This window comes from Leifsonia sp. Ger2509 (assembly GCF_055231915.1).
The window spans coordinates 1,719,233-1,740,863 of record NZ_JBUYVB010000003.1 but is presented as its reverse complement, the minus strand read 5'-3'; the positions used below and the strand labels follow the sequence as shown (position 1 = coordinate 1,740,863).

General features: G+C 64.1%; 19 protein-coding genes. 6 read left to right on the top strand and 13 right to left on the bottom strand.

Annotated elements, in window-relative coordinates:
• Window positions 1–322: 322 nt before the first annotated feature.
• From ACV7NN_RS08575 to ACV7NN_RS08560, 4 genes are all read right to left on the bottom strand, one after another.
• Window positions 323–778 carry a YybH family protein gene (locus ACV7NN_RS08575; protein ID WP_463349150.1) on the bottom strand — a complete coding sequence of 152 codons (456 nt, stop codon included), beginning with the start codon at window positions 776–778 and terminating at the stop codon, window positions 323–325.
• Between the two features lie 10 nt (window positions 779–788).
• A complete protein-coding gene (locus ACV7NN_RS08570; protein ID WP_463349149.1) occupies window positions 789–1,592 on the bottom strand; it encodes an alpha/beta hydrolase in 804 nt (267 codons plus the stop codon).
• Between the two features lie 28 nt (window positions 1,593–1,620).
• Complete coding sequence (locus ACV7NN_RS08565) at window positions 1,621–2,415, bottom strand: SDR family NAD(P)-dependent oxidoreductase (protein WP_463349148.1); 795 nt, start codon at window positions 2,413–2,415, stop codon at window positions 1,621–1,623.
• A gap of 61 nt (window positions 2,416–2,476) precedes the next feature.
• On the bottom strand, window positions 2,477–3,289 hold the full coding sequence (locus tag ACV7NN_RS08560; RefSeq protein WP_463349147.1) for a helix-turn-helix domain-containing protein: 813 nt from the start codon (window positions 3,287–3,289) through the stop codon (window positions 2,477–2,479).
• Between the two features lie 1,052 nt (window positions 3,290–4,341).
• Between ACV7NN_RS08560 and ACV7NN_RS08555 the strand changes: the two genes are divergently transcribed.
• The 4 genes from ACV7NN_RS08555 to ACV7NN_RS08540 all read left to right on the top strand — a co-directional run bounded on the left by ACV7NN_RS08555 (window position 4,342) and on the right by ACV7NN_RS08540 (window position 9,170).
• On the top strand, window positions 4,342–4,542 hold the full coding sequence (locus tag ACV7NN_RS08555; protein WP_463349146.1) for a hypothetical protein: 201 nt from the start codon (window positions 4,342–4,344) through the stop codon (window positions 4,540–4,542).
• Window positions 4,543–4,838: 296 nt separating this feature from the next.
• Window positions 4,839–5,522 (top strand): hypothetical protein, encoded by a 684-nt coding sequence (locus tag ACV7NN_RS08550; RefSeq protein WP_463349145.1) that lies wholly within the window; start codon window positions 4,839–4,841, stop codon window positions 5,520–5,522.
• A gap of 1,567 nt (window positions 5,523–7,089) precedes the next feature.
• Window positions 7,090–8,256 carry a DUF3238 domain-containing protein gene (locus ACV7NN_RS08545; RefSeq protein WP_463349144.1) on the top strand — a complete coding sequence of 389 codons (1,167 nt, stop codon included), beginning with the start codon at window positions 7,090–7,092 and terminating at the stop codon, window positions 8,254–8,256.
• Between the two features lie 23 nt (window positions 8,257–8,279).
• On the top strand, window positions 8,280–9,170 hold the full coding sequence (locus tag ACV7NN_RS08540) for a tetratricopeptide repeat protein (RefSeq protein WP_463349143.1): 891 nt from the start codon (window positions 8,280–8,282) through the stop codon (window positions 9,168–9,170).
• A gap of 4 nt (window positions 9,171–9,174) precedes the next feature.
• On the opposite strand, the gene ACV7NN_RS08535 is transcribed toward ACV7NN_RS08540, so the two are convergent.
• The 4 genes from ACV7NN_RS08535 to ACV7NN_RS08520 all read right to left on the bottom strand — a co-directional run bounded on the left by ACV7NN_RS08535 (window position 9,175) and on the right by ACV7NN_RS08520 (window position 14,404).
• Window positions 9,175–11,463, bottom strand: a complete 2,289-nt coding sequence (locus tag ACV7NN_RS08535; protein WP_463351266.1) for a cell wall-binding repeat-containing protein — start codon at window positions 11,461–11,463, stop codon at window positions 9,175–9,177.
• A 399-nt stretch (window positions 11,464–11,862) separates the two neighbouring features.
• The gene (locus ACV7NN_RS08530) at window positions 11,863–12,567 is read right to left on the bottom strand and encodes an ABC transporter ATP-binding protein (protein WP_463349142.1); all 705 of its coding nucleotides are present in this window, start codon (window positions 12,565–12,567) and stop codon (window positions 11,863–11,865) included.
• An 8-nt stretch (window positions 12,568–12,575) separates the two neighbouring features.
• A complete protein-coding gene (locus ACV7NN_RS08525) occupies window positions 12,576–13,610 on the bottom strand; it encodes an ABC transporter permease (protein WP_463349141.1) in 1,035 nt (344 codons plus the stop codon).
• Between the two features lie 215 nt (window positions 13,611–13,825).
• Complete coding sequence (locus ACV7NN_RS08520) at window positions 13,826–14,404, bottom strand: TetR/AcrR family transcriptional regulator (RefSeq protein ID WP_463349140.1); 579 nt, start codon at window positions 14,402–14,404, stop codon at window positions 13,826–13,828.
• 170 nt (window positions 14,405–14,574) lie between these two features.
• On the opposite strand from ACV7NN_RS08520, the gene ACV7NN_RS08515 reads away from it, so the two are divergent.
• Window positions 14,575–16,233: an MFS transporter gene (locus tag ACV7NN_RS08515; RefSeq protein ID WP_463349139.1), complete on the top strand. Its 1,659-nt coding sequence runs from the start codon at window positions 14,575–14,577 to the stop codon at window positions 16,231–16,233.
• 28 nt (window positions 16,234–16,261) lie between these two features.
• Here ACV7NN_RS08515 and ACV7NN_RS08510 read toward each other — a convergent pair whose 3' ends face one another.
• Entirely contained in the window at window positions 16,262–16,468 is a 207-nt protein-coding gene (locus ACV7NN_RS08510) for a DUF1653 domain-containing protein (protein ID WP_463349138.1), read from the bottom strand.
• 204 nt (window positions 16,469–16,672) lie between these two features.
• Complete coding sequence (locus ACV7NN_RS08505) at window positions 16,673–17,860, bottom strand: AI-2E family transporter (protein ID WP_463349137.1); 1,188 nt, start codon at window positions 17,858–17,860, stop codon at window positions 16,673–16,675.
• A gap of 250 nt (window positions 17,861–18,110) precedes the next feature.
• Between ACV7NN_RS08505 and ACV7NN_RS08500 the strand changes: the two genes are divergently transcribed.
• Window positions 18,111–19,403, top strand: a complete 1,293-nt coding sequence (locus tag ACV7NN_RS08500) for a PucR family transcriptional regulator (RefSeq protein ID WP_463349136.1) — start codon at window positions 18,111–18,113, stop codon at window positions 19,401–19,403.
• On the opposite strand, the gene ACV7NN_RS08495 is transcribed toward ACV7NN_RS08500, so the two are convergent.
• From ACV7NN_RS08495 to ACV7NN_RS08485, 3 genes are read right to left on the bottom strand one after another with little or no spacing between them, the layout of a single operon-like run.
• A complete protein-coding gene (locus tag ACV7NN_RS08495) occupies window positions 19,286–20,086 on the bottom strand; it encodes a glycosyltransferase family protein (protein ID WP_463349135.1) in 801 nt (266 codons plus the stop codon). The two genes, ACV7NN_RS08500 and ACV7NN_RS08495, sit on opposite strands and share 118 nt — an antisense overlap.
• Window positions 20,086–20,688, bottom strand: coding sequence for a TetR/AcrR family transcriptional regulator (locus ACV7NN_RS08490; protein WP_463349134.1), 603 nt, complete (start codon window positions 20,686–20,688; stop codon window positions 20,086–20,088). The genes ACV7NN_RS08495 and ACV7NN_RS08490 overlap by 1 nt, the downstream gene beginning before the upstream one ends.
• Before the next feature lie 47 nt (window positions 20,689–20,735).
• On the bottom strand, window positions 20,736–21,362 hold the full coding sequence (locus ACV7NN_RS08485; RefSeq protein ID WP_463349133.1) for a TMEM175 family protein: 627 nt from the start codon (window positions 21,360–21,362) through the stop codon (window positions 20,736–20,738).
• Window positions 21,363–21,631: the final 269 nt, after the last annotated feature.

Below are 21,631 nucleotides of genomic sequence, written 5' to 3'. Positions count from 1 at the left end.
TAGCGTGCTAGCGGGTCCCCTTCCGGTTCGTCTGGCCGGCCCTCCGCCGCGTCCGCGATCTCTTTCCGTAGCGTGTCGATCTCGTCCTGGAGGTCGAGGACCAATCCGATTCCCGCGAGGTTGACGCCGTCCTTCTGCAGGTCGGATCCAGCCGAAGCCGTCTGACTTCCTACTCGCTGTACCGGCGCGTTCCACCATCCGTTACCGGACGCGAGGCTCCGGCTCAGAACCGCACGACGATGGGCATCTGAGCGGAGGTCCCGCTGCGGGTGCTTCGGTCATTCGCGCCCGAATCGGTTGGATGTGGCGACTGCTTTCAACCTCAGCGACGCCCGTTCGGGTCTATCTCGACCGTCATGAGGGAGTCGCCGTGGCGGTGGATCACCTTCCATTCGCCTTTCTCGCGTCGGTATACCGTCGTTGCTCGGAGGCTCATCTCCTCGGTTTCGATTCCTACGGTTCGGGTCAGGTGTTCGAGTTCCACGGTGAAACCAAGCTCGGGGCCGAAGCTGGACGCGAGCGTCTCGGCCTCCCAGGTCTCGTAGTTGAGTGTCTTGGCTGCCGCTGTGAGCAGCTCGGTGACCGCCTCGATACCGACCTGGTGGCCTCCCACTCCGCCCATGAGTGAAACGTCATCGGCGCGCGACCAGAGGTCGAGGAATGGTCCCGGGTTGCCACTTGTGTGCTGGTGGAGGGCGTGGTGGCATTTCTCCAAGAATCGTTCGGCGTCGCCGTCGACTGCGTTTACAGGCACTGTCTCTCTCCCATCACTTCTCACACCCTTCGGGTCACTTCGATTGGAATCCCTTGGCGTCGAGCCACTCCAGCACGACGTTCGCAACGTCCTTCCAGCCGGCGTCCAACGTGAGGGAGTGACCTTTCCCTTCGAACTCGTGGTAGTCCGTCTCGGAGGAGGTGTTGTCGGAGTAAAGCTTCGCGACGGCGACCGTCACGGCCTGGGGGACCGTGTGATCTTCCGTCCCTGATGTCAGGAGGAGTGGTCCGCGGACTGCTGTGTGCGTGTCCACCGCTGCAGGCGAATTGCGCACGAAGTTGGCCGTTGCGTCCTCGAACAGCGGGCGTCCGGGCCCCGGGATGGTCCAGGCCGCGTGTAGCGCGTCTGATTCCTCCTGGCTCAGCACGTTGCCGAAGGCGTACTTGAATTGCTTCTCGTTCAGGGACACTGTTCGTGACTTGTTGGCAGGATTGCCGAGCACTGGGAACCCGGACTTCAGCTGCGCGAAGGGCAGCACCTTCACGCCTTTGATCGGGGCCGGGTCGATTGCAATTGCCGCGGCTACAAGGTCGTTGGCAAGCAGCTCTTGGGCGATGAGGCCACCGAAGGAGTGACCCACGACGATCGGCTTCTCGTCGAACTTCTCGATGAAGTCGGCATAGTGGTGACAGATCTCGGCGATCCCCTGATTGTTGAGCCCTTCCGGGTTCGCTCGCGTCGCTTCGACGGTGTCGAGATCGCCGGGCCAGCCGGGCGCCACGGTTGTGTAACCGTTCTGCTCGAAGAGGTCTTGCCACGGTTTCCAGGCGCTGGAGTGGATCCACAGTCCGTGGATGAAAACGACGTTCTTGGTCATGTGTGCTCCTTGTTGGGTTCTGGATGAGTCAGAGGGTCTTGATGAGTCCGCCGTCGATGAGGAAGTCGGCTCCGGTGACGTTGCCGGCACGGTTGCTGGCAAGGATCAGGGCGAGGTCCGCGACCTCGGAAGGTTGGGTGAATCGGCCGGTGGAGAATCCTCCCTGGCTGGCGACGACGCGGTCGCGCGCCGTATCGAAGTCGACGCCCATGTTCTTCGCGGCTGTTGCGGCCACGCCGTTCTCACCGAGCCAGAGCTGGGTGGCGACGGGCCCCGGGCTGATGGTGTTGAAGCGGATGTTCTGAGCTCCGAATTCCTTCGAGAGCGCCTTCGAGAGGTTCCAGACGGCGGCTTTTGCCGCGGAGTAGTCGACCACAGGCGGGTCGGGAAGGAAGGCGTTGACCGATCCGATTGTCACCACGTTGCCCCCGCCTCGCTCGATGAGAGCAGGGATGGCCGCTCGCGTCGTGCGCACAGCGGCAAGGAAGCTGAGGTTGATGGTGCCGAGCCACTGCTCGTCGGTGATGGCCAAGAATCCGTCGAAGCGGAAGGTGACCGCTCCAACATTGTTGACCAGGATGTCCAGTCCGCCCAACTCGGTCGACCGTGCGATAAGTCGCGCCGGTGCATCCGGTGTTGAGAGGTCGACGCTTTCGAACAAAACGGCACCCGCTGCGACGAGTGCGTCCAGCTCAGGCGATGATGAGCGCGCACCCGCGACAACCCTCGCGCCTTCGGCCACAAGCCCTTGGGTTATCGCGAGACCAATGCCCTTGCTTGCCCCGGTGACGACAGCCACCTTTCCGGCGAGTCCTAGCTCCATAGGCCGAGACTAAGGCTCGTTGCTTGCTCCGCGCGTGCCCGAGTCATGCCTAGTACTGTCGCTACCTCCCTGACGCGAGTTCAACGAATGCGCTTTCAGAGCGCGACCCTGGCTCGGTGTAATACAGGAAGATCGAGTGGTCCTTTGTGCCGACAAGCGGAAGCTGGGCAAAATGGAGTTCCAGGACTCCCGCCGCAGGATGGCTCAGTGGATGTGTGCCCTCTGCCAATCCGGCGATGTCGTGGCGGTGCCACAACTCCCTGAATCGGGCGCTGTCCCGCGTCAGTTGGGCGATCAGTTCCTGGGTTCGCGCGTCGTCTGCGCCGAGGCCCGCCCGTGAACGGAAGAGGGCGATCGAGCGCAGGCTCAAACCCTCCCAATCCGGGTAGAGTTCGCGCACGTCAGGGTCGAGCAAGAGCACGGTGACCGCATTGCGCCCCGTCTGGTACGCGGGGATCAGACGAGACATCAACGGATTTGTCGCGACGATGTCCCAGTGGCCGTCAAGAATCATTGCTGCAGTCATCGACCAAGAATCGATAAGCCAGCGAGAACGCTCGACTCTCGGCGGGGCCGTTGGCTGACTGGCCTTCTTCTCCAGACGAGCGAGCGCGCGCAGATACGAGGTCGCGGTGGCGTCCAGCCTCAGCGCTCGGGACAGCGAGTCGAGCACTTCGTCAGTGGGGTGCGTCTCCTGACCCTGCTCGAGTTTGACGTAGTACTCGGTGCTGATCCCGGCAGCGGCCGCTACTTCAGCACGACGCAGACCGGCCACTCTTCGCAGCCCCGGGCCCTGAGCAAGCCCAACGTCGGCGGGTTGTAAGAGCTCACGACGAGCTCGCAAGTAGTCACCGAGTGGGCGAGGGCTGGGCATTGCCGGATTCTATCGAATTGCACGTCGCGCCCCGACTACAGCGACGCTCTACCAGGCGAACAGCGGGCCCACGCGGACACAGGCGGCGATTCTTCCGCGAACCGGCTCAAAGGCCGGTCCTACGCCGTCCTTGATGTTGGAACTGCACGAGGGTGATGGCCGACAGCTCGGCCGTTCGCGTTTGGTGTGGTCTCTCATCTCATGGGTTCGGCACACTTCCGTTACGAGACACTCGTAGGCGCGGTAAGGGACCCCTAAACGGGCGCAACCGGGTTTACGTCGAACTCTGGTGTCCTGGCCGTTTTGAGACTCCTCCTTCGGAGTGCCTGCGTGCATTACCTTCCTTCATCCCTTTCGTTCATTAACTTCCTTCATCCCTTTCGTTCGCCTTTCCACCCTCCGTTTCTCTCTTCTCCCTGGATCCGTCCATCAGCGGTCGTTTACTCATAGGGTTTCGATATCTAGCCAATGAGGTTCCCGTCACCTTCGTTCGTTCCCTCATTTGTTGCCGGCGGTCGAAGCCGACAATCCGTTGACGCTGCCGGTCCGGGGTGGGACGGTTCGGACGGGTGCGCTAAGGAGGCACGCTTCGCTTTCGCGCCGACCGCCGGCCGACCCTGCGAGTTCCGTTTCCGAGCGGGCGAGGCGCGGGGTCCCTCACGACTAAGCGGGGTCAGACGATCGCAGGTCCGATGGCGGAACAGCAACACTGTGACGCTGACGTCCAAGCCACTGGGCCGGGAGCCTGCCTCCTCATCGACCCCGGTGGTCTCGGGTTGTTCAGTTTCGAGTCCGTTCGACCCGTCCTGAACGGTGACGCAGACAGGATTTCGGCGCGTTAATCTACCCCAGTTAGGGTTACGCGCCCCTTGACGGTTCCGCGTGATTACGCGGGCTATTGATTTCCGTCTGTTTTCACATCAAGTGTCGATGCCGCGTTCTATGTCTAGGATCGCTCCGACGTGCCTGTTGCACGGGCGACCTGTAAGGGAGGCTCTCATGGTCTTTCCGACTCGACCGGTTGGGCAACGGGGCCTTTGGGGAATACCAGAATGGCTGATACCGCGCTGATGAAATATTCACGTTGGATGGTTGTCGGACTCTATTGCATTGCAGCCGGATTTGGCGCCACGGCTGCGGTTTTGGCCGGCATTGGGATCGTCGCGCCGAGTTGGATCATCGTCGGCGGGACCACACTCCCGGCCGTGCTCGCCACTTACATGTTGACGAGGGGCGAACCAAAAAAGCCATGATGACTTTGAGCGGTGACACTCCTGGAGACATTTCACGCCGTTTGCCTCCGATTCCCGAGAAGCCCATCGCGAGCTTCTATCGGTTCCCTCCGCCTTCGAATGAGTGGCTGTACTACGACGGCGAACGATGGGTCGGCGAACCGGTGATGCTCCCGTGGTACAGGCGCCCGGTACCGTGGGCAATCGGTCGAGCCCCCGCTGGCGCGGTGGTCGGGCTCTCGCTTGGAATCAGTATTGCGACTGCCGTCTACTGTGTAGACAAGCTCTAGGCCTACGCGACGGGTTGAACAATTCTTATGTCAAAACTGCCTAAGGGGCGTTGGATCGGCGCCCTGCTTTTCATGGTTGTCTGGCTGGTCTTCATGGTTGGCGTCGTTGTTGGCCGCATCCAGAATTCTCCGCTCGGTCCTTCGACGGAGGTCACTATTGGCTTGGTGACCTCGACGCTGGTTGTTGTGGTGGTTGCGTTCGTCGTCTGGGCGATGGTGCGACCGAACGTGCTTCGGCGCCGGCACCTGTTGAACGCGCATCCGGATGGACTGGTGATTACTGTTCGCCGAACGCAAGACCTCATGGACACCGTCGAAGCGCAGTCCCTGCAATCGTCAGACGAGGCGCAGCCTCCCGCGGGATTATGGCTGAGCGTGCTGATCGCAAATCGAAGTCTCAGCATCTGGGCGGGTAAGGAAACGCCACGCGAGGTGCTTTCGGTGAACGCGTCTCGGATCACCTCGATTTCGAGGGGGACGCTGTACGACGCCGGACGGCCATTCGCCGGACTCGAGGTGAGCGCGCGGGACGGCGTTGCGAGCTTTGAGTTCACACTGATTCCGAGTAGCGATCTCTTAGGCGGCCTCTATCCGGCCCTTCCAAGAACCGTTGAAACCATCAGAGCCGAAATGAGTCGGCGGTTGGGTCCTCGATCGGAACAATCTGAGTCGGACGGCGAATCATTGATCCGTGGGGCGAATGGCGAATAAAGCTCGATTTAGCGACGTAGTAGACATCATCTGGGGGATTGACCCGATCGGTGTAGGACCCCGAATACCAGAAAACGATGACGAGTACGACTCCGTTGCATCGGAACTGCTCCTCCTGGCATCGCAAGGGCAATCGGAAGCTCTCATTTACAAAAGGATTCTTGAGACATTCGTTTTCGATTGGGGCGCCCGGGCTTCACGGCGAAGCCTGCACGACGATTGTTGCCAGATCGTCCAACGAGCCTTGCGCTTACACTCAACCGAGGATTGAACCCCTAGACCAATGAGTCGAGAGGTTCGGGCCTGACGTAACGCAGAATGATCCAACAGAGACAGTATGTGACCGAGAGCCCGGGCGCATTCGAAGGAGACTTTTTCTTCCAAGTTCTGCAGTTTGGGACCGAGCTTAGCGACGTAGTTGGAGGCCTTCGATGAACCGTGAGCCAATGGGTCTATTGACCGGTCTCCTGCTTCTATCGATTCGCGGATTGTTGCTGTGGATTGTCATTCCGTTGAGTTGGGTCGCATGGCTTGTGACGATTGCGATCTGGCGCAGACGCGGCGTGACCATCGGCCAGTTCGTCGGGTGGGTTGACAACAACCTGACAGTCCTGATTGAGCGGAGTGTCCTCCGACCCCTCTTTCCAGCATCGACCACACCGTGGATCTCGGTTCGAGACGTCGGTCGAGTGAAGCACAGAGTGCGAGAGAACGATCTATTTTAGGTACCGCCGTGAGCACAGAGAATGCGGGATGGGACCGCTGAAGATCTTGGTGATTGCTCGACTGGCTGACCTTCTTAGGGCAGCTGGTGGCCGATCTAGTTTGATAGTTGTCGTTGGTGCGACCTCGTGGGCAAGTTGATCTCAACACCGATGGTGCCAGCGAAGGACCCACTGTCATAGGCGGGCCTCTGTCAGTTGCACACCGTGTTCTGAGCCGCGCCCTTCCCACACAAAAACCCCACAACTGTGTGGGAACACGGGAGATCTTGTGAGATCACAGCGCACTCGAAATCCGCGGAGACTCAAGGGATTTTCAGCCTTTTGGCTAGATCTCGGGGCCTCCGATTAGAGTTCGAATCCCTCCGGGCGCACTTCACAAATACTGCAATTTCTTGACGGCCGACCCGAACCGTCCGGTGACGCTCCTCGGAGTTCGCAGGTGCTCCATTCCCGGGCCAAAGACCCACTGCTCCACGATCCAGATACCGACCGGGCACCCTGCGTATCGTCATTACGCGCACCCGCGAGCAACGCTGCGATTTGCCGGTAGGGTGCGATGCAGGGGTTCTTGCGCACGCGCCCACCGTATGATATGACTGCCAATGCCCGATCGTGCTGCGTCTTCCATCGGGCGCCCGCATTGGGGGTGGCTCATGCCCGACGTTCATGAGATCCGAATCTGGGTCAACGCGTTCATCCCGGGCCACATCCCTGGCCACACGCAACCGCGGCCCGGTCATCCAGGCCAGTACATGCTTCAGTCACCGGCGGGGTTCTTCGCGACCGACAGCCGCGGCTTCAGTGCTGATCCGAACGCGACCGCGCGCGCTCATGTCGAGCTGGTGATCCGCGAGCCGTTCTCCGACCATCCTCAATTCGAGCGCGTCAATCCGCCCAGCAGCACGACATTCGAACTCGATGGGGCGACGGGGGCGGTCTTGCGCACGGCGATAGGGACCGTGGAGCGTCCCGACTCGACTTCCCGAGTGGATGACACCGGCTTCATGGCACCGCGTGAAGGCGCGGTGATTGGCGACCCGATTGCCGGGGTGCACGATCTGCAGGCGCCTCACGACCCGGGAGACTCGGTGCTCGTGGTCGACGTGAACATGGACCGCGGCAATCCGTTGGTTCCGGGAGTGCCGCGCATGGATCTTCAGGGCACCGTCGCCATCAATCTGACAAAGGGCACGATCTCATTCGAAGGCGTTGTCGACGATTTCCCGTCCTACGAGGGCTATTACCAGGTTGACGGCGGGGAGGCGCATCCACTGTTCCAGCATGAGGCGATCGCGCCGGGCGAGATCTTCGACGTCTTCGGTGGCGGGGGGCTGTTCGGCCCTGCCCGACTGCCGGTCGCATCCACGTCGCCCCTCATCGAGGTTCCGATCACCGACACGAATGCGGGCGAACCCTCCCACGTCGGGCCGGGCGAACACCCGAATGTGGGCGAACCCTCCGACGTCCGGCTGGACCAAGACGCGACCGCGGGTGTCCTCCCTCCACTGGACTTAGACGACACAGCAGCGACAGGCGACTCCACCCATGCCGATCTCGGTCGAGATGTCGCATCCACACCACCACACGGTGATGGACAGCCGTCATACGCCAACGCACTCGACCCCTCACATCCTGAGGGCTCTCCTGGCGGAGTGGATCCTACCGATATCGACATCCTGCAAAACCTCACGGTGTGGACGCCGGACAACACCGACTACGTCAGAGTCGACCCGGCGCAAACAGCCCCCGCGGTTCACCCGGTTCACCAGGACGATGGGGCACGTTTGGACCCTTCGACGAATGACGGGCCCCCGGCCGCTACCGGCGATGGAGGGTACAGCTCCAACGCTGGGACGCACGTCTACCAATCCGCTGACGGCCAGCAGCTGGACCCGCTCGATCCATCCGCGACTCCGGCGGCGAACCAGCCGGAAGCCACCGTTCCGGAGCAGCCGCCTCCAGAGAACCCCGACGGCGGCGAACTCGCCACCGGGGCCGTTCATCACTAGGACTCGAAAACGAGGGTTTTCATATGCCGAACAACAGGTGGGATCCGGGCAAGCGTGCAGGGGCATCCGTCAACCCGGCGTCCCTCCAAGCCGGGATGGAGCGGAAGATCAAGGAAGGGGAACAACGCGGACAACATCCCGACCCGACCTCCGCTGCTACGCCCGACCAGACACTCGCCGACGCGAACGCGGCTTTTCGGGCTGGTGACTTGGCGCAGGCACGCCGTCGCTACGAGTTGGCGCGGGATGCATCCCCCGATATGAGTACGAGATCAGCCGCCGTCTACGGCCTCGGCGTCACCATGTTCCAGGAGGGGAACAACGTCGGCGCACGGCAAGCGCTGAACGAGGTGGCGGCCATGGATCCCGGCAACTCGAACGCGCTGTACTACCTAGGTGCTGTGAGTCAGCGCGAGGGCGATCAGGCGAGTGCGAGCGCCTGGTTCCAACGCGCGCTGCAGGTGAACCCACAGCACGCCGCTGCGCTCGTGGCCCTCGGCCAACGCCCACCGAGCACGACTGAACAGGCACCCGGCAGGGCACCTGCAGCGCCGGCACCAAGCCGGCCGTCGGGGATGCCGACCCCTCCATCCGCCGCGCCGCCCCACCGACCTAGGTCCAGCTACTCGCTCGTCGGGGTCGCTGCGCACATTCGCCAGCAAGTGGTCCCCTGGCGGGGGAAGCCGGCGTCGATGGTGCAGCTCTCCTTCCGACTGAGCGTGAACACCGGCAAAGGCGATCCGGAGGTCTACGGATTCGAGATGCGAGGGCACGAGATCATCGGGGCGATCGACGAAGGCGATTGGATCGAGGTGCCGCCCGACCAGAACCTCGGAAAGCCCTTGAAGACGGTCCACAACCTGACGACGGGTCAAGAGGTGAAGTCGAAGTACCGTGTGTTCGGCGCGTCGTAGCTCGTCAGGGCGCGTAGTTGGCTAGCGCCGTCTGTACGGATTGGCTGACCGCTCCGCTGCCTCCGACGATGACGATGGAGCTGGGTTTCAATCTGGTCAATTCGGCCGCGACGGAGGTAGGGATCGCGTCAGGAGCGACCAGGAGAATCGGTGAATGATTGGGTCCGGCTGCTGTCGCGGCCGAGAGAGCGTCGGGGAATGCGGTCCCGGACGCGATGTAGGCGCGGCTTGTGGAGGCGGGAAAGGTAGCTGAGACGGCCGCGCTCGTCGCATAACGGTCAGAGCCGGCGAGTCGCGTCACCGTCCCAGTCGTGTAGTTCTTCAGTTGTTGAGCGACGGCGGCGCTCACGGATGCTGTGCCCCCGACGATCACGATCTTCCCGGCATGGAGGCGGGTCAGCTCTGCGCCGATCACTGGTGGGATCACGCCGTTCTCAACGAGGAGCAGCGGCCCCGCGGCCGCGCCGCCGCCCAGTGAGCCTGCCGAGATCGCGTCAGGGAAGTTGTCTCCCGCAGCGATGTAGACGACGGGGGAGGGGGCCGGTACTGTCGCGGCTGAGATCGCGGCGCTCGTGGCGTAGCGGTCGGGGCCCGCAAGGCGGGTGACCGTGCCCGTCGTGTACGTTTGGAGCGTCCTGGCGACCGCTGCGCTGACTGCCCCGGTGCCGCCGAGCACGACGATCCGGCCGGGGGAGAGTCGACGGAGCTCGGCGGATATTGACGCCGGGATCGCTTTCGGGTCCACGAGCAGGAGCGACCCTCGGCCGCGGGCTGCCGCGGGCCCACCGGAGAGCGCATCTGGGTAGGTGAGACCGGAGGTCACATAGGCTACGGGCACGCCGGACTTATAGGTCGCCGCCGAGATGGCCGCGCTTGTCCCATACCGGTCGACGCCGGCGAGCCGCACGACATTCTGGGTCGACGGTGGAAGGGCGAACGCGCGAAGGCCGCCATTGCCGTCGGAGTAGTAAAGGTGCCCGTTGACAACGATCGGGCTCTGCCAGTGGAGCCCCACTGTTCCGGAGCTGTCCGACCACAGCACGTGGCCGGTGGCGGGGTCGAGTGCGCGGGCCCCGGCGTTGGTGAGGTAGAAGGCGACACCGTTCGCGACGATCGGTGAGGTGCCACCCAGGGCATCCGTCCACACCGGCACCAGCCGGGGGCTCCCGCCAGCGGTGGCAGTCACCTTCAAACCGGAGATACCGTTTCCGGTCGCGACCAGCACCCAGGACGAACCATCGGACGGGTCGACCCAGGCGGCCGGTTGGGTGAACACCATCCCGCCCTGCGGGACCGGGAGCGTTTGCAGCTCGCCGCCGACGTGCCCGGGACCGCCCTGCCTGCTCAGGTCACTCAGGTTCAGTAACCGCAGCTTCGCGTCCTTGCCGCCCTGCACTCCGAGGTTCCGCACCGACGACCCCGCCGGGGCTGTGACGATCGCCGGGGAGGTACTTCCAATGTCCAGGTCATCAGCGTTCAACGTCGCCTGGTCGGTCGGGGTATACGTGTCGACGGGTTTCCCGCCGGCGCCGGTACCGTTCGCGTTGATGGCCACCACGGTGTCACCCCAATTGTGGACACCATCGAAGAGGCCGTTGCCCGTGGCGAAATAGACCAGACCGGTCGCCGCGTCATAGTCCACACTGGGCCGAGCCCAAACCGCGGACTGAACCTGCGGACAATCGGTGGCCGGCGTCAGCGTGAAATGGATCGTCTCATTGCTGCACAGCGTATTGAACACGGTCTGGGCGCCGGTCGCCAAGTCGATTGTCGTCACATGCCCCTGATAGTCGCCCCGGTCGCCCGGATATCCGCCGTTGGCGACGTAGAGATACGAAACCCCGCCCACCGTCGCAACAGTCAGCGCAGGCGAGCTCTTCTCATCGAACGGCTTCCGGGTCGCCAGCTCGGGCCAGGACGCGTCCACCACCTCGGCGCCGGTACCCACCGCATACTTGTGTACCCGCCCGTCGAGGCCATACGAATACACATCCGTTCCATTCGGGTCGATCGCGGGTGACGAAGTGGTATAGCAAGGCTGCCCGGCGTTGTTGATCGTGCAGCCGCCGGGCCCGTTCTGATGCGACCAGACGATCGCACCGGTCATCGCATCCACGGCCACGATCCAGCCGTTCTTCGTTGTCGTGAAGAGCAGATCCTTCGACCCGCGCGCAGTAGCAACCCCGGACAGTTCCACAGGCGGACTGTCAGCGACGCCAGGCAGCGTGGCCGTGAACGCGTGCTGTAGCGCACCAACCGTCGCCGGCCCAATCGCCGTCTCCGAGAGGTTCACACCCGGGTGGCCCGGCCCGTCCCCGAACTGTGGCCACGACACGGGGATGGCTGCCTCGCTCCCCGGAACGCCGGTCCCCAACGTCACTATCGCCGCCACCGCGGCGACGATAGTCGCAGCCCGCAGCCCCGGATGACCTTTGACGTCGGTCCCCGTCCCCCTCGGTCGACTGAGCACTCACCCCTCCGTTCGTCTGTAGTGTCCGCCCGTCCTGGACCGAAAGCAAGGCCACTCGCAAGGATGCGGTGCAAGCGAGCCGTTGCCTCCAGCTCGCTCTTGTACCACCGGCTCGTGCCGTGAAGCTCCTGGTTGATCCATGGGCCAGGTGACACGAGAAGGCCCGACGCGCGGGATACGTCGAGCCTTCTCAGCGGGTGCTTGTTGGTTGCTTGACCAGGTCTAGGCGGTGACGAGTGCTGCTTCCGATGCGTCGGCGAGGATGCCGTCGATCATGGTGTGGACCTGATCCATGCGCGCGAGGTGGGAGCGGTCATGGGTGACCAGAAGGGTTGCCGTATTGCGCTGCGCGGTCATTTCGATGATCAAGTCGATGATGGCTGCACCGCGCTCCTGATCGAGAGCGCTGGTCGGCTCGTCGACGATCAGCACGGACGGGTCGTTCATCAGTGCTCGGGCGATGTTGATCCGCTGGCGTTGGCCGCCGGAGAGAGCGCTTGGCCGTTTGCCTTCCTTGCCTTCCAGACCGACGGCCGCGAGGAGTTCCGCTGCCTTCGCGCGCGTGTCCTTGCCGTGGCGAGTGCGTGCGCTCGCGCCGAGGTGGGTCATGACCTGGAGTTGTTCGATAGCGGTCAGCGACGGAAGCAGGTTGGACTGCTGGAAGACCATGCCGATCCGCTCACGGCGGAGCCGCGCGGCGCCTCGCTGATCGAGCGACGTGACGTGGATGCCGTCGATTGTGACGGTTCCGCGCTGCGGTGTCGCCAGGGTGGCGGCGACAGCCAGCAGGCTTGACTTACCCGAGCCGCTCGGGCCGGTGATGGCGGCGACCTGACCGGGCTGCACGGCGAGGTTCGCGCCGGCGATGGCCGTGAGTGTGTCTGCGCCGTCAGGGTAGGTGAGGGTGATGTTGTGAAGGTTGATCATGGCGTCTCTCAGCTGTTCTGGTTGTTGAGGGCAGTGAGCGGGTCCGCTTTCACGACCGAGCGGAGGGCGAACGCCGCGCCGACCAGTCCGAGCAGGACCATCGCCGCCCCGGGCAGGATGGTGGTGATCGGGCTGACGACGAACGGGACGGCGGGCGGCATGGCGGCGCCGACAGCTGCGACCACCCCGATCCCGAGGCCGACCCCGATGATGAGAAGGACCAGGGCTTGGCCGAGGGAATCACGCACCAGGCTCCCGGTCGATGCGCCGAGTGCTTTGAGTACTGCGATGTCACCGTGGCGCTGCATGGTCCAGATCGTGAAGAACGCACCGATCACCAGGACCGAGATCCCAAGCAGCAGACCGAGCATCATGATCAGGGAACCGATTTCGCTCTTGAAGCTTTCGATGTTCATCAACGACAGCAGAACCGAGGAGGAGGTCGTATGGGCACGAGCATCGATCGCCGAATAGTCGGTTCCGCCGGAACCCCGGACCGCCAACACGGTAGCGACCGGCGCTTTCTCCTTCGTTTGGGCGGCGTAGGTCGAACGCCAGTCGTCGATGTTCATCCAGATCACCCCCGTGTGGGCGAACTCGGCGCTCCCCGAAATCGCCGCCACGGTGAAGTCTCTGCCGAAGACCTTGACGGTGTCACCGATACTCGCCTTCAGGGCGACCTGCGAACGCTTCGAGAGCACCAGTGTCCCCGCGCTTTGCGGAACCTGCTGGTCGGGAGAGATCGTTGTGAACGAGGGCTGCACGCCGAAGAGGGAGACCGTTTCCTGGTTGTCCTTGGAGGTGACCTTGCTGATGAGGATCCCCAACGGTTCGGAGACCGCCACGCCGGAGGCGGTCTGCCACGTTTCCGCGGCGGCACCCGTGATCTGCGAGTCGGAAAAATTCAGGGTAGCGCCCGCTTTGGGATCAGCGAGCACCATCCGATCGGCCTGGAACGGAGTGATTGCGGAGATGTTGGCATTCGCCAGCCCTTGGGTGAGACCACCAAGGAAGCCCACAAGCAGAGTGATGAGTAGAACCACCGAACCGATGAGGGTGAACCGACCACGAGCAAAGCGAAGATCTCGCCAGGCGACGAACATGAAGAAGCCCCTTGCGGACAGAAGTGTTGGGAAGATTTCCTCACCATATCATTTGCTGACACCAGCGTCGGTACGACGGCATGTGCACAGCACGAGGGCGGCCCCAGCTTCAGGTTGTGTATCGGCTCGCCGCCGGTGATTCGCGTCGGCGCAGTTCAGTCGTCGGCGACGGCGGCGCGCGTGATCTCAATCGCGCGCCTGGTCACAACATCGAGATCGGCCCCACTCTCGACCGCTTTCATCGCCGATTCCACCATGCCGCCGAGGAGCTGGGCGGTGACGAAGAGGTCATCGATGTCCAGCTCTTGAAGCGCCGCCAGGAACGGCAGCATTTGGATATGGTGCAACTCGGCCAGTCGCGTCTGAACGTCCGCAGGGAGTTGCGCGGCATCCAGCGCGGACGCGACTCGATGAGCGCCGGCCGCGGCCTGGCGCAGCGTCTCCCGAATGTAGATGTCCATGACCTCGTGCGGCCCGGACGCGCCCTCGAGGGCTGCTTCCAATGCGGCGATCGAAGGAGGGAAGGACTCCTCGATGACCGCCGCGAGGATGTCCGACCGCGAGCCGAAATACTGGTACACGCTCGGCCTGGCCAGGCCGGTCGCGGCGCCGACCGCCGCGGGTGTGACCGCATTGACGCCATCGGAGACAAGGAGTTCAGTGGCCGCCGCGATCAGACTCTCGCGTTGCCGCTCACGATGCTCGGCGACGGTCGGGGCTGAAATCTTTGGCACGGCTATCCCTCCGGTGAACCGTGACCCAGCCTAATTCAGATGACGACCCTCCCGGCGGAGCGCGAGCAATGCACTGATGACGATTCAGCGTCTGCATCTTCCCGACACTTGCGTTGGCAACGTAGTATGATCCTGACGCACATGTTGACAACATCCTCGGAATGGACGCTATGACGGACACCACCTCGGGCACCGAGATTCAATCCCCGGACCCTCGCCGTTGGAAGGCGATGCCGGTCATCGCTCTCGCCGTTTCGATCATCATCATGGACGCGACTGTCGTGAACGTCGTGCTCCCCGTCTTGATCAGGGACATCTCCCTGACAGCCACCGCCGCCGAGTGGGTGAACTCCGTCTACGCGCTCGTGTTCGCTGCGCTGCTGATCACCGTTGGACGAATCGGCGATCTCTTCGGTCGTCGCAGGCTGCTGATCGTCGGCATCATCATCTTCGGTGTAGCGAGCATCCTGGCGGCACTGTCGGGGTCCGGTCCCGCGCTGATCGGCTCGCGTGTCTTGCAAGGGGTTGGCGCGGCGATGATCCTGCCGGCGACGCTGTCCACCGTGAATGCGCTCTTCAGCGGTCGAGAACGCGGCATCGCCTTCGCGATCTGGGGTTCCACGATCGGCGGAATGGCCGCCGTCGGACCTCTGGTCGGCGGATGGTTCGCCACCGATTTCAGCTGGCGTTGGGCATTCCTGATCAATGTTCCGATCGCCGTGATCGTGCTCATCGGATGTCTGCTCTGGGTGCCCGAGACGAAAGAGGAGTCCGCTGCGCGCGGCTTCGACCTCGGTGGGGTCGCCCTGTCGATCGTGGGTATGGGCGCAATCGTCTTCGCGCTGATTGAAGGACAGCACTACGGGTGGTGGCTGACCGCGGACCGTGCGTCCACCGGCTGGCCGTTCGCGTTGTCGCCGATTCCGATCGCGTTCGCCGTCGGGATCGTCGCCCTCCTGCTGTTCGTCGTGCGCGAGCGCCGCCTGGCCAAGGCGGGCAAGCATGCCCTTCTCGACCTCAACCTCTTCGGAATCCGGAGTTTCCGGTTCGGATCCATCGCCGCGCTCATCGTGGCCCTCGGCGAATTCGGGATGCTGTTCGCCCTCCCGCTATACCTCCAAGGCGCCCTCGGCTACTCAGCACTCACCACAGGACTCGTCGTTCTGGCGCTGGCGATCGGGACCTTCTTGATCTCGAGCGCGAGCGCGCAGCTCTCCCGGCGCCTGGGGCGGCGCGGGGTCGTTCGCGTCGGTCTACTCCTCGAAGTGATCGCTGTCGTAGGCCTGGCCTCGACCATCACTCAGACGGCCAGTGGGTGGTGGATCGCCGCCTGGCTCTTCCTCTACGGGGTCGGAGTCGGGATGGCGACCGCGCAACTGACCAATGTCATCCTCGCCGACGTTCCCGTGCGGCAAAGCGGGCAGGCATCCGGGCTGCAGAGCACCATCCGACAACTCGGATCAGCGCTCGGAATCGCGATCCTCGGCACCATCCTCGTGTCCACACTCGCCAACAGCACCGCTTCCAACCTCAGCGACGCCGGCGACCTCGACGCGGCAACACAACAGAAGGTCGTCACTGCCGTCACCGACTCCGCCGGCGCCGCAATTCCGGGGATCGCCGCAGTAGCCGACGGTAATCCGACCGCCCGCGCAGCCGCTGAAGAAGCCATGGTGACAGCTGCCCGCATCACCACCTACGCCGCCGCCGGCGCAATCTTCCTCGGACTGCTGGCGACCATCCCGCTGCCTCGAGATCGATCCGATGACGAGACAGAGGCGCAACCCGCGCGACCACGTTCTCGCTCGGCCCGACTGGCGAGGAAGTAGGGGCGCGCTAACGCGATGGACGAGCTGCTCAGTCGTCACCCATCCGCGCGAATCGGGGTGCGGGAACACCATCGACCTGGACAGTCTCCTCGAACATGTCCGCACTCCGGACCCACAGGCGCCCGTCGGCCGACCGGTAAACGACCATGGCCGCCTCTGTCTCCGAGTCAGTGGCAACGCCGACCACTTCGTAGACACCGCCTTTGAAGTGTCGATACCTTCCGGGTTCAACCATGCGTGTTGCCTCCAACGGGCGGATGTTGATCGGGGCTCGGCTCCTGCGCGGCGAGTAAGAAATCCAGGCTCTAGAGAACCCTACGGCCGCACGCGGATGACCGGCTTACCCGTGCGGCGCTCGGTCGGGCTGCTACCGGGAGTGCGAGGTGTCGATGCTCGATGCTCGATGCTCGATGCTCACTGCTCACCCGCACGCACCGGATCACAGCGCGGCGTCGGCGTCGACCTCTGCCCGAGCGCGGGATTTCGGGCGCGCCCAGCGTGCAGGAAGGTTCTCGCCGTCCCACACCTGCACGACGCCCCAGACCGCGGCCGTGAGCGGAACTGCGATCAGGGCTCCGACGATTCCGCCGACGGCCGTGCCGGCTGCGATCGCGAGGAGCACGACAAGCGGATGCAGGCTGACGGTCTTGCCCATCAGAATCGGCTTCAGGACCGCCCCCTCGAGATGGTTGACGATGATGACGATGAGCACGACGAGTGCCGCATCGAGCGGGCCGTTGCTCACGAGTGCGACCAGAGCGGCGACTGCGCCAGCGCTGACGGCGCCGACGATCGGGATGAACGCGAGCACGAAGGTGAGGATCGCGAGCGGTGCCGCCAAGGGGACCTGCAGAACGAGGAGGCCGATGAGGATTCCGACGGCGTCGAACAGTGCCGCGGCGACGGTGGAGGACGTGTAGCCGCCGAAGACGTCGACCACCTTCCGCCGGATGCGGTCCGCACGTTCGTAGGCGGCGCCCTCGAACAGCCGGATGAGGAAATCCCACATCTTCGGGCCGTCCTTGAGCAGGAAGAAGAGAATGATCGCCATCATCCCCACGCCCGCTCCGAGTTCGGACACCGCGCCGATTCCGTTCACGGCTCCGGAACCGAATTCGGCACTCCTCACAAAGCCGGTGATCTGCTTCGTGACACCGTCCAGCTGATGCTGGTCGGGTGAGAACGGCAGGGATCGCGACCAGCCTACGACGCGCTGCAGACCTTCCTGTGATTTGAGGGCGAGGTCAGCCCCCTCGTTGCTGACCGACCCGACGATGAAGGCGACAGCGCCGACGCCGAGGGCGAGCAGAAGAACGAGCGCGAAGGTCGCCCCGAGCGCGGGCGGCCAACCGCGCCGTCGTGTCCAGCGCATCCACGGCGCGAAGGCCGCGCCGAAGATGAGGGCGAGCAGTAGAGGGATCGTGACGATCGACACGCGGGTCAGCAGCACGATCAGGGCCACGACGACGGCACCGACCAGGAGCAGCTGCGCCGATCGTGTTCCGGCGCGCCCCAGCGCGTCACCCCAGAGCCGTGCAGCGGAGCGCCGCGGCGAGCGTGCCGGTGTCGACGCTCGTGTCACCGTATCCGCCGGATCCGTGAGGGGTTTGTGGATTGTTTCGTCCATGGGGGTCAACCGTTCGTGTGTCGTTTCGGACATCGGTCGGGGCGCCGTGCACGACAGCGCCCCGACCGACGGGCGCTCAGGCTACGTTGAGCTTCTTCTTGAGGGCCGCCGTGCGTTCCTCGGCGTGGATTCCACGGATTTTCGCGGTTGTTCCACGTTCCCGCAGATCCGGCCGCGGGGCATCGTGCGCTGTGTCGCACGGTTGGGAACGCCGCTGTGCACTCTGCCTCAGGGGGTCTATGCTGACCGCGTGTCTACAGCGGAACGCTTGGCTGAAGTCATCTCCACGCTCGACTGGGATGGAGATGGCGAACCGGGTTCGCTCGCCGTCGACGACGCCGAGCAGTTGCGGACCCGACTGGGTGACGGGGTGGTCCGGTGGGTGGCCGGGGCTTCGGAACAGTCTCTATCCGTCCTCCACGAGCAGATCGAGGACTCCCTCGCGCCGTGGCCGGTCATCCGCATGCTCGCCCAGCGCGTGCTCAGTGCGACGATCCTGCGACTCGCGGGCGAGCCGGGCCCGGTAGCGGAGAGCGATGCGATCGATCGCGACCTCGCGGAGGACATCGTCAGGCGGAACATTCCGCTGTCCGCCATCACGAACGCTATGCGAGGCGTGCAGCAGGAGTGGCTGCTCATGCTGATCGACGCCGCCATCGCAGCGGGGCCCGACGGTGCCGGCGTCATCCCTGCCCTTGCTACCTCCGTGTGCGAAACCATGGATGCGTGGATCGGCGCAGCAACCGATGCGATCGTCGAGGAGCGCCGCCGCGTCGACCAGGCGGAGCAGGTTCGCATCCGCAGCACGATCGAATCGCTGGTGATCTCGGAGCCCGTGGAGGTCGAGTCGGCGTCACGCCTGCTCCGTATCCCTCTCTCGGGGTGGCATCTTGGGTGCGCCATCGGTGTCCCACCGGGTGGGACGGTCGAACGGCGCGTCCTCGATAGCGTCGTGCACGCGTTCGCGCGGGTTGTCGGCAGCGGTCGACTGCTGCGCTACGAAACGAACGCGGGCGCCGTTCACCTCTGGGCGACCAGCGAACGGCGGCCACGAACACCCGGGGTCGCGGAACTGCACGTGCCTGCGCCGCTCCTGGTCGGTCTCGGCGAACCGCATCTCGGGACCGCCGGATTTCGGCGAACCTTCATCGAGGCCTCCGACGCGCTGAGGTTGGCCTCACGCTCGGGCGTCGGTAGCGGTGCCTCCTACGGCGACGCGGCATTGGCGATCCTCCTCAGCCGCGACGAGGAACGCGCCGGCTGGTTCGTCGAGCACGAACTCCGGGAGCTGGCCGCCGACAGCCCCGAAATGGCAGAGATGCGCAACACTCTCCGGATCTTCTTCGATACCCGGATGCGGATCGCGCCGGCCGCAGAGCGCCTCTTCCTGCACCGCAACACCCTCATCAACCGGCTCGAGCGGATTCAGGGCGTTCTCGGACACGCCGTCGCCGAACGATCCGCGGAGACGCAGGCGGCGCTCGTCCTCGCCGACCTCGCCGCGCCATCCGCCGACGATGAGAACGCCGCCAGCGAGGGGTGAGCCTCACTCAACAGGAGATGGCCGAACCGGGGACGGTTCTCCCTGCCGGCGGGATCAGAACGGGGTATCCGCGTTCGGCACCGCCGTAAGGCACCTCTCGATTGCGTCGGCGGCCGCAGTTGAGCAGAAGTGACGGGGGGAAGACCGAGGTCGTGCCGCAGGGAATTCACACGGGGCAGCATGGCCTGTTCGACGGCGCCGAACACGATCTTCCGAACGACGGCGTCTCGTATCGTGCCGAGTGGGCCCGGACCGAAAGGCGGAGTCCCCGACGAGTCGAGGGCCGGCGTGTATGGTGCGAACGTCACCCAGGGGCCACCCCATGCCTCCGCGGCGAAACCCGCGCCCCAACTGTTGACGTCGACGATGACGACGTCGGGACGCACCTGCTCGATCGCCGAGGTGAGATCCGGCGCTTCGAAGACACCACGTTCGGCGAAGACGTCTGCGGATTGTGCGAGAGCGGCTTTGGGCCCCTTGGCCACATAGTCGCGCATCGGCACCGACTCGATGCGGGGGTCGATGGCCTGGGTCTCGAAACCGAGTGAACTCATCAGCTCGACCCGATCTTCGAGGGTGCGCAGGTGGATCCGGTGGCCTCTCTTCTGCAACTCGATGAGCACCGGAGTGAGCGGAAAGAGATGCCCGATCGCAGGCGAGGTATAGGCGAGTACAACAGACATCAGGGCACATCCCTTGTCAATGGAGCGAGCATCTCAACGAGCGCCTGCTCAGTCTGGCGACGACTCAGTCCGCTGTCACGACGCAGCAGCTTCCAGGTGTAGACGTCACAGATCGCGACGAACTGGGCCATGCGTCGGTCGCTTGCGACGCTGTCCCTTGTTTCGATGAACGGGCCGAACGCATGTTCGCACCAGTCCCGGTGAACTTTCCGGCCTTGCTCGACCAACGCCCTGATCGCGGGAACACGATCCTCTTCAGCGAGCATCCGCAGCACCCGCTCGCCCATCAGCTCGTAGTGGTCCATCAGATTCGCCACCGCTCCGGGAACATCACCGGGGATGACCCCGGCCCTCGCTTCCCCGACCTGCGCCGCCTGTCGCGCAACGGCGGCCGCGAACAGCTGCTCTTTGTTGCCGAATCGGCGGATGACCGTCTGAACCGTCACCCCGGCGCGAACCGCAACCTGCTCGAGCGTGATCCGGTCGGAGGGCTGCTCCCAAAAAAGGTCGGCCATTGCGTCGAGGATCCTGTCCGCAGTGGCAGCGGCGGCGTCGGCCCGCGCAGACATCGTGTAGCTTCGGGAGGATTCCGACACTTTCATGTTAATCAGACTAACGCGAAATCAAGGAAAGGGGAAGAAGACCAGGTTCACTGACCGCCGATCAGCCGACGGTCCGGGATCGACCAGATGATCGCGACCGCCGCGTAGAGCGCGATGGACACCAAGGGGGCGAGAAACGCGAGACCGCAGCCGACGGCGTAGATGACCACCGAGCCGAGTCCCTTGTAGTCGCGGCGGATGCGGTCGGAGAACGCCAGACCCGGATTGGCCCGGGCGATCGCCTGCTGCAGGAACCGGTAGGAGAGGCCGATGATCAGGCAGACGAGACCGTAGAGGAACACGGGCCAGGTCATGAGGTAATGGTTCGGCTCACCGAGCCACGCGGTCGCGAACGGGATGAGGGCGAGCCAGAACAGCAGGTGGAGGTTCACCCACATGACGCGAGGGTCGATCCGCTCGGTCGCGCGGATCAGGTGGTGGTGGTTGTTCCAGTAGATCCCGACGAAGACGAAGCTCAGCGCGTAACTGAGGAAGGTCGGGATCAGCGGGACCAGGTCGGTGAGCCGTCCACCCTGGGGGACCGCGAACTGCAGCACCATGATCGTGATGATCACGGCGAGCACGCCGTCGCTGAAGCTGGCGAGGCGCGTCGGCTCGATCGCGGTGGAGGTGGCACCGTGTCCCGCATCGGCCTCCGGGTCGTTCGTTGTCACGGAATGGCCTTCTCTCTCGTGGTTGGTGCGTCGATTGTCTCCATCCCGAGTTTGCTCGTCCAGGCGCTCGCGTGGCTACCGAATCTTCGGGGTCCCGTTTGATCGGTAGCCGCCACCTGGCTGTGTGCCAGAACGCCTAGTCGGCCTGAATCGCCCTAGGCGGTCGTGCGCGTATACGCGCATCCCAGGCTGCGCGGACGCCTATTTCGAAGCGCGCCGCGCGGTCTGACGCGAATGCATCCCTATCGTTTGGGGTGCGGTCCCACCTC

What these genes read in the sequence shown, in the direction of transcription:
- ACV7NN_RS08570 (WP_463349149.1), bottom strand. Translation starts at nt 1,592, where the DNA reads ATGACCAAGAACGTCGTTTTCATCCACGGACTGTGGATCCACTCCAGC.
- ACV7NN_RS08565 (WP_463349148.1), bottom strand. Translation starts at nt 2,415, where the DNA reads ATGGAGCTAGGACTCGCCGGAAAGGTGGCTGTCGTCACCGGGGCAAGC.
- ACV7NN_RS08560 (WP_463349147.1), bottom strand. Translation starts at nt 3,289, where the DNA reads ATGCCCAGCCCTCGCCCACTCGGTGACTACTTGCGAGCTCGTCGTGAG.
- ACV7NN_RS08555 (WP_463349146.1), top strand. Translation starts at nt 4,342, where the DNA reads ATGGCTGATACCGCGCTGATGAAATATTCACGTTGGATGGTTGTCGGA.
- ACV7NN_RS08550 (WP_463349145.1), top strand. Translation starts at nt 4,839, where the DNA reads ATGTCAAAACTGCCTAAGGGGCGTTGGATCGGCGCCCTGCTTTTCATG.
- ACV7NN_RS08540 (WP_463349143.1), top strand. Translation starts at nt 8,280, where the DNA reads ATGCCGAACAACAGGTGGGATCCGGGCAAGCGTGCAGGGGCATCCGTC.
- ACV7NN_RS08530 (WP_463349142.1), bottom strand. Translation starts at nt 12,567, where the DNA reads ATGATCAACCTTCACAACATCACCCTCACCTACCCTGACGGCGCAGAC.
- ACV7NN_RS08515 (WP_463349139.1), top strand. Translation starts at nt 14,575, where the DNA reads ATGACGGACACCACCTCGGGCACCGAGATTCAATCCCCGGACCCTCGC.
- ACV7NN_RS08510 (WP_463349138.1), bottom strand. Translation starts at nt 16,468, where the DNA reads ATGGTTGAACCCGGAAGGTATCGACACTTCAAAGGCGGTGTCTACGAA.
- ACV7NN_RS08505 (WP_463349137.1), bottom strand. Translation starts at nt 17,860, where the DNA reads ATGGACGAAACAATCCACAAACCCCTCACGGATCCGGCGGATACGGTG.
- ACV7NN_RS08495 (WP_463349135.1), bottom strand. Translation starts at nt 20,086, where the DNA reads ATGTCTGTTGTACTCGCCTATACCTCGCCTGCGATCGGGCATCTCTTT.
- ACV7NN_RS08490 (WP_463349134.1), bottom strand. Translation starts at nt 20,688, where the DNA reads ATGAAAGTGTCGGAATCCTCCCGAAGCTACACGATGTCTGCGCGGGCC.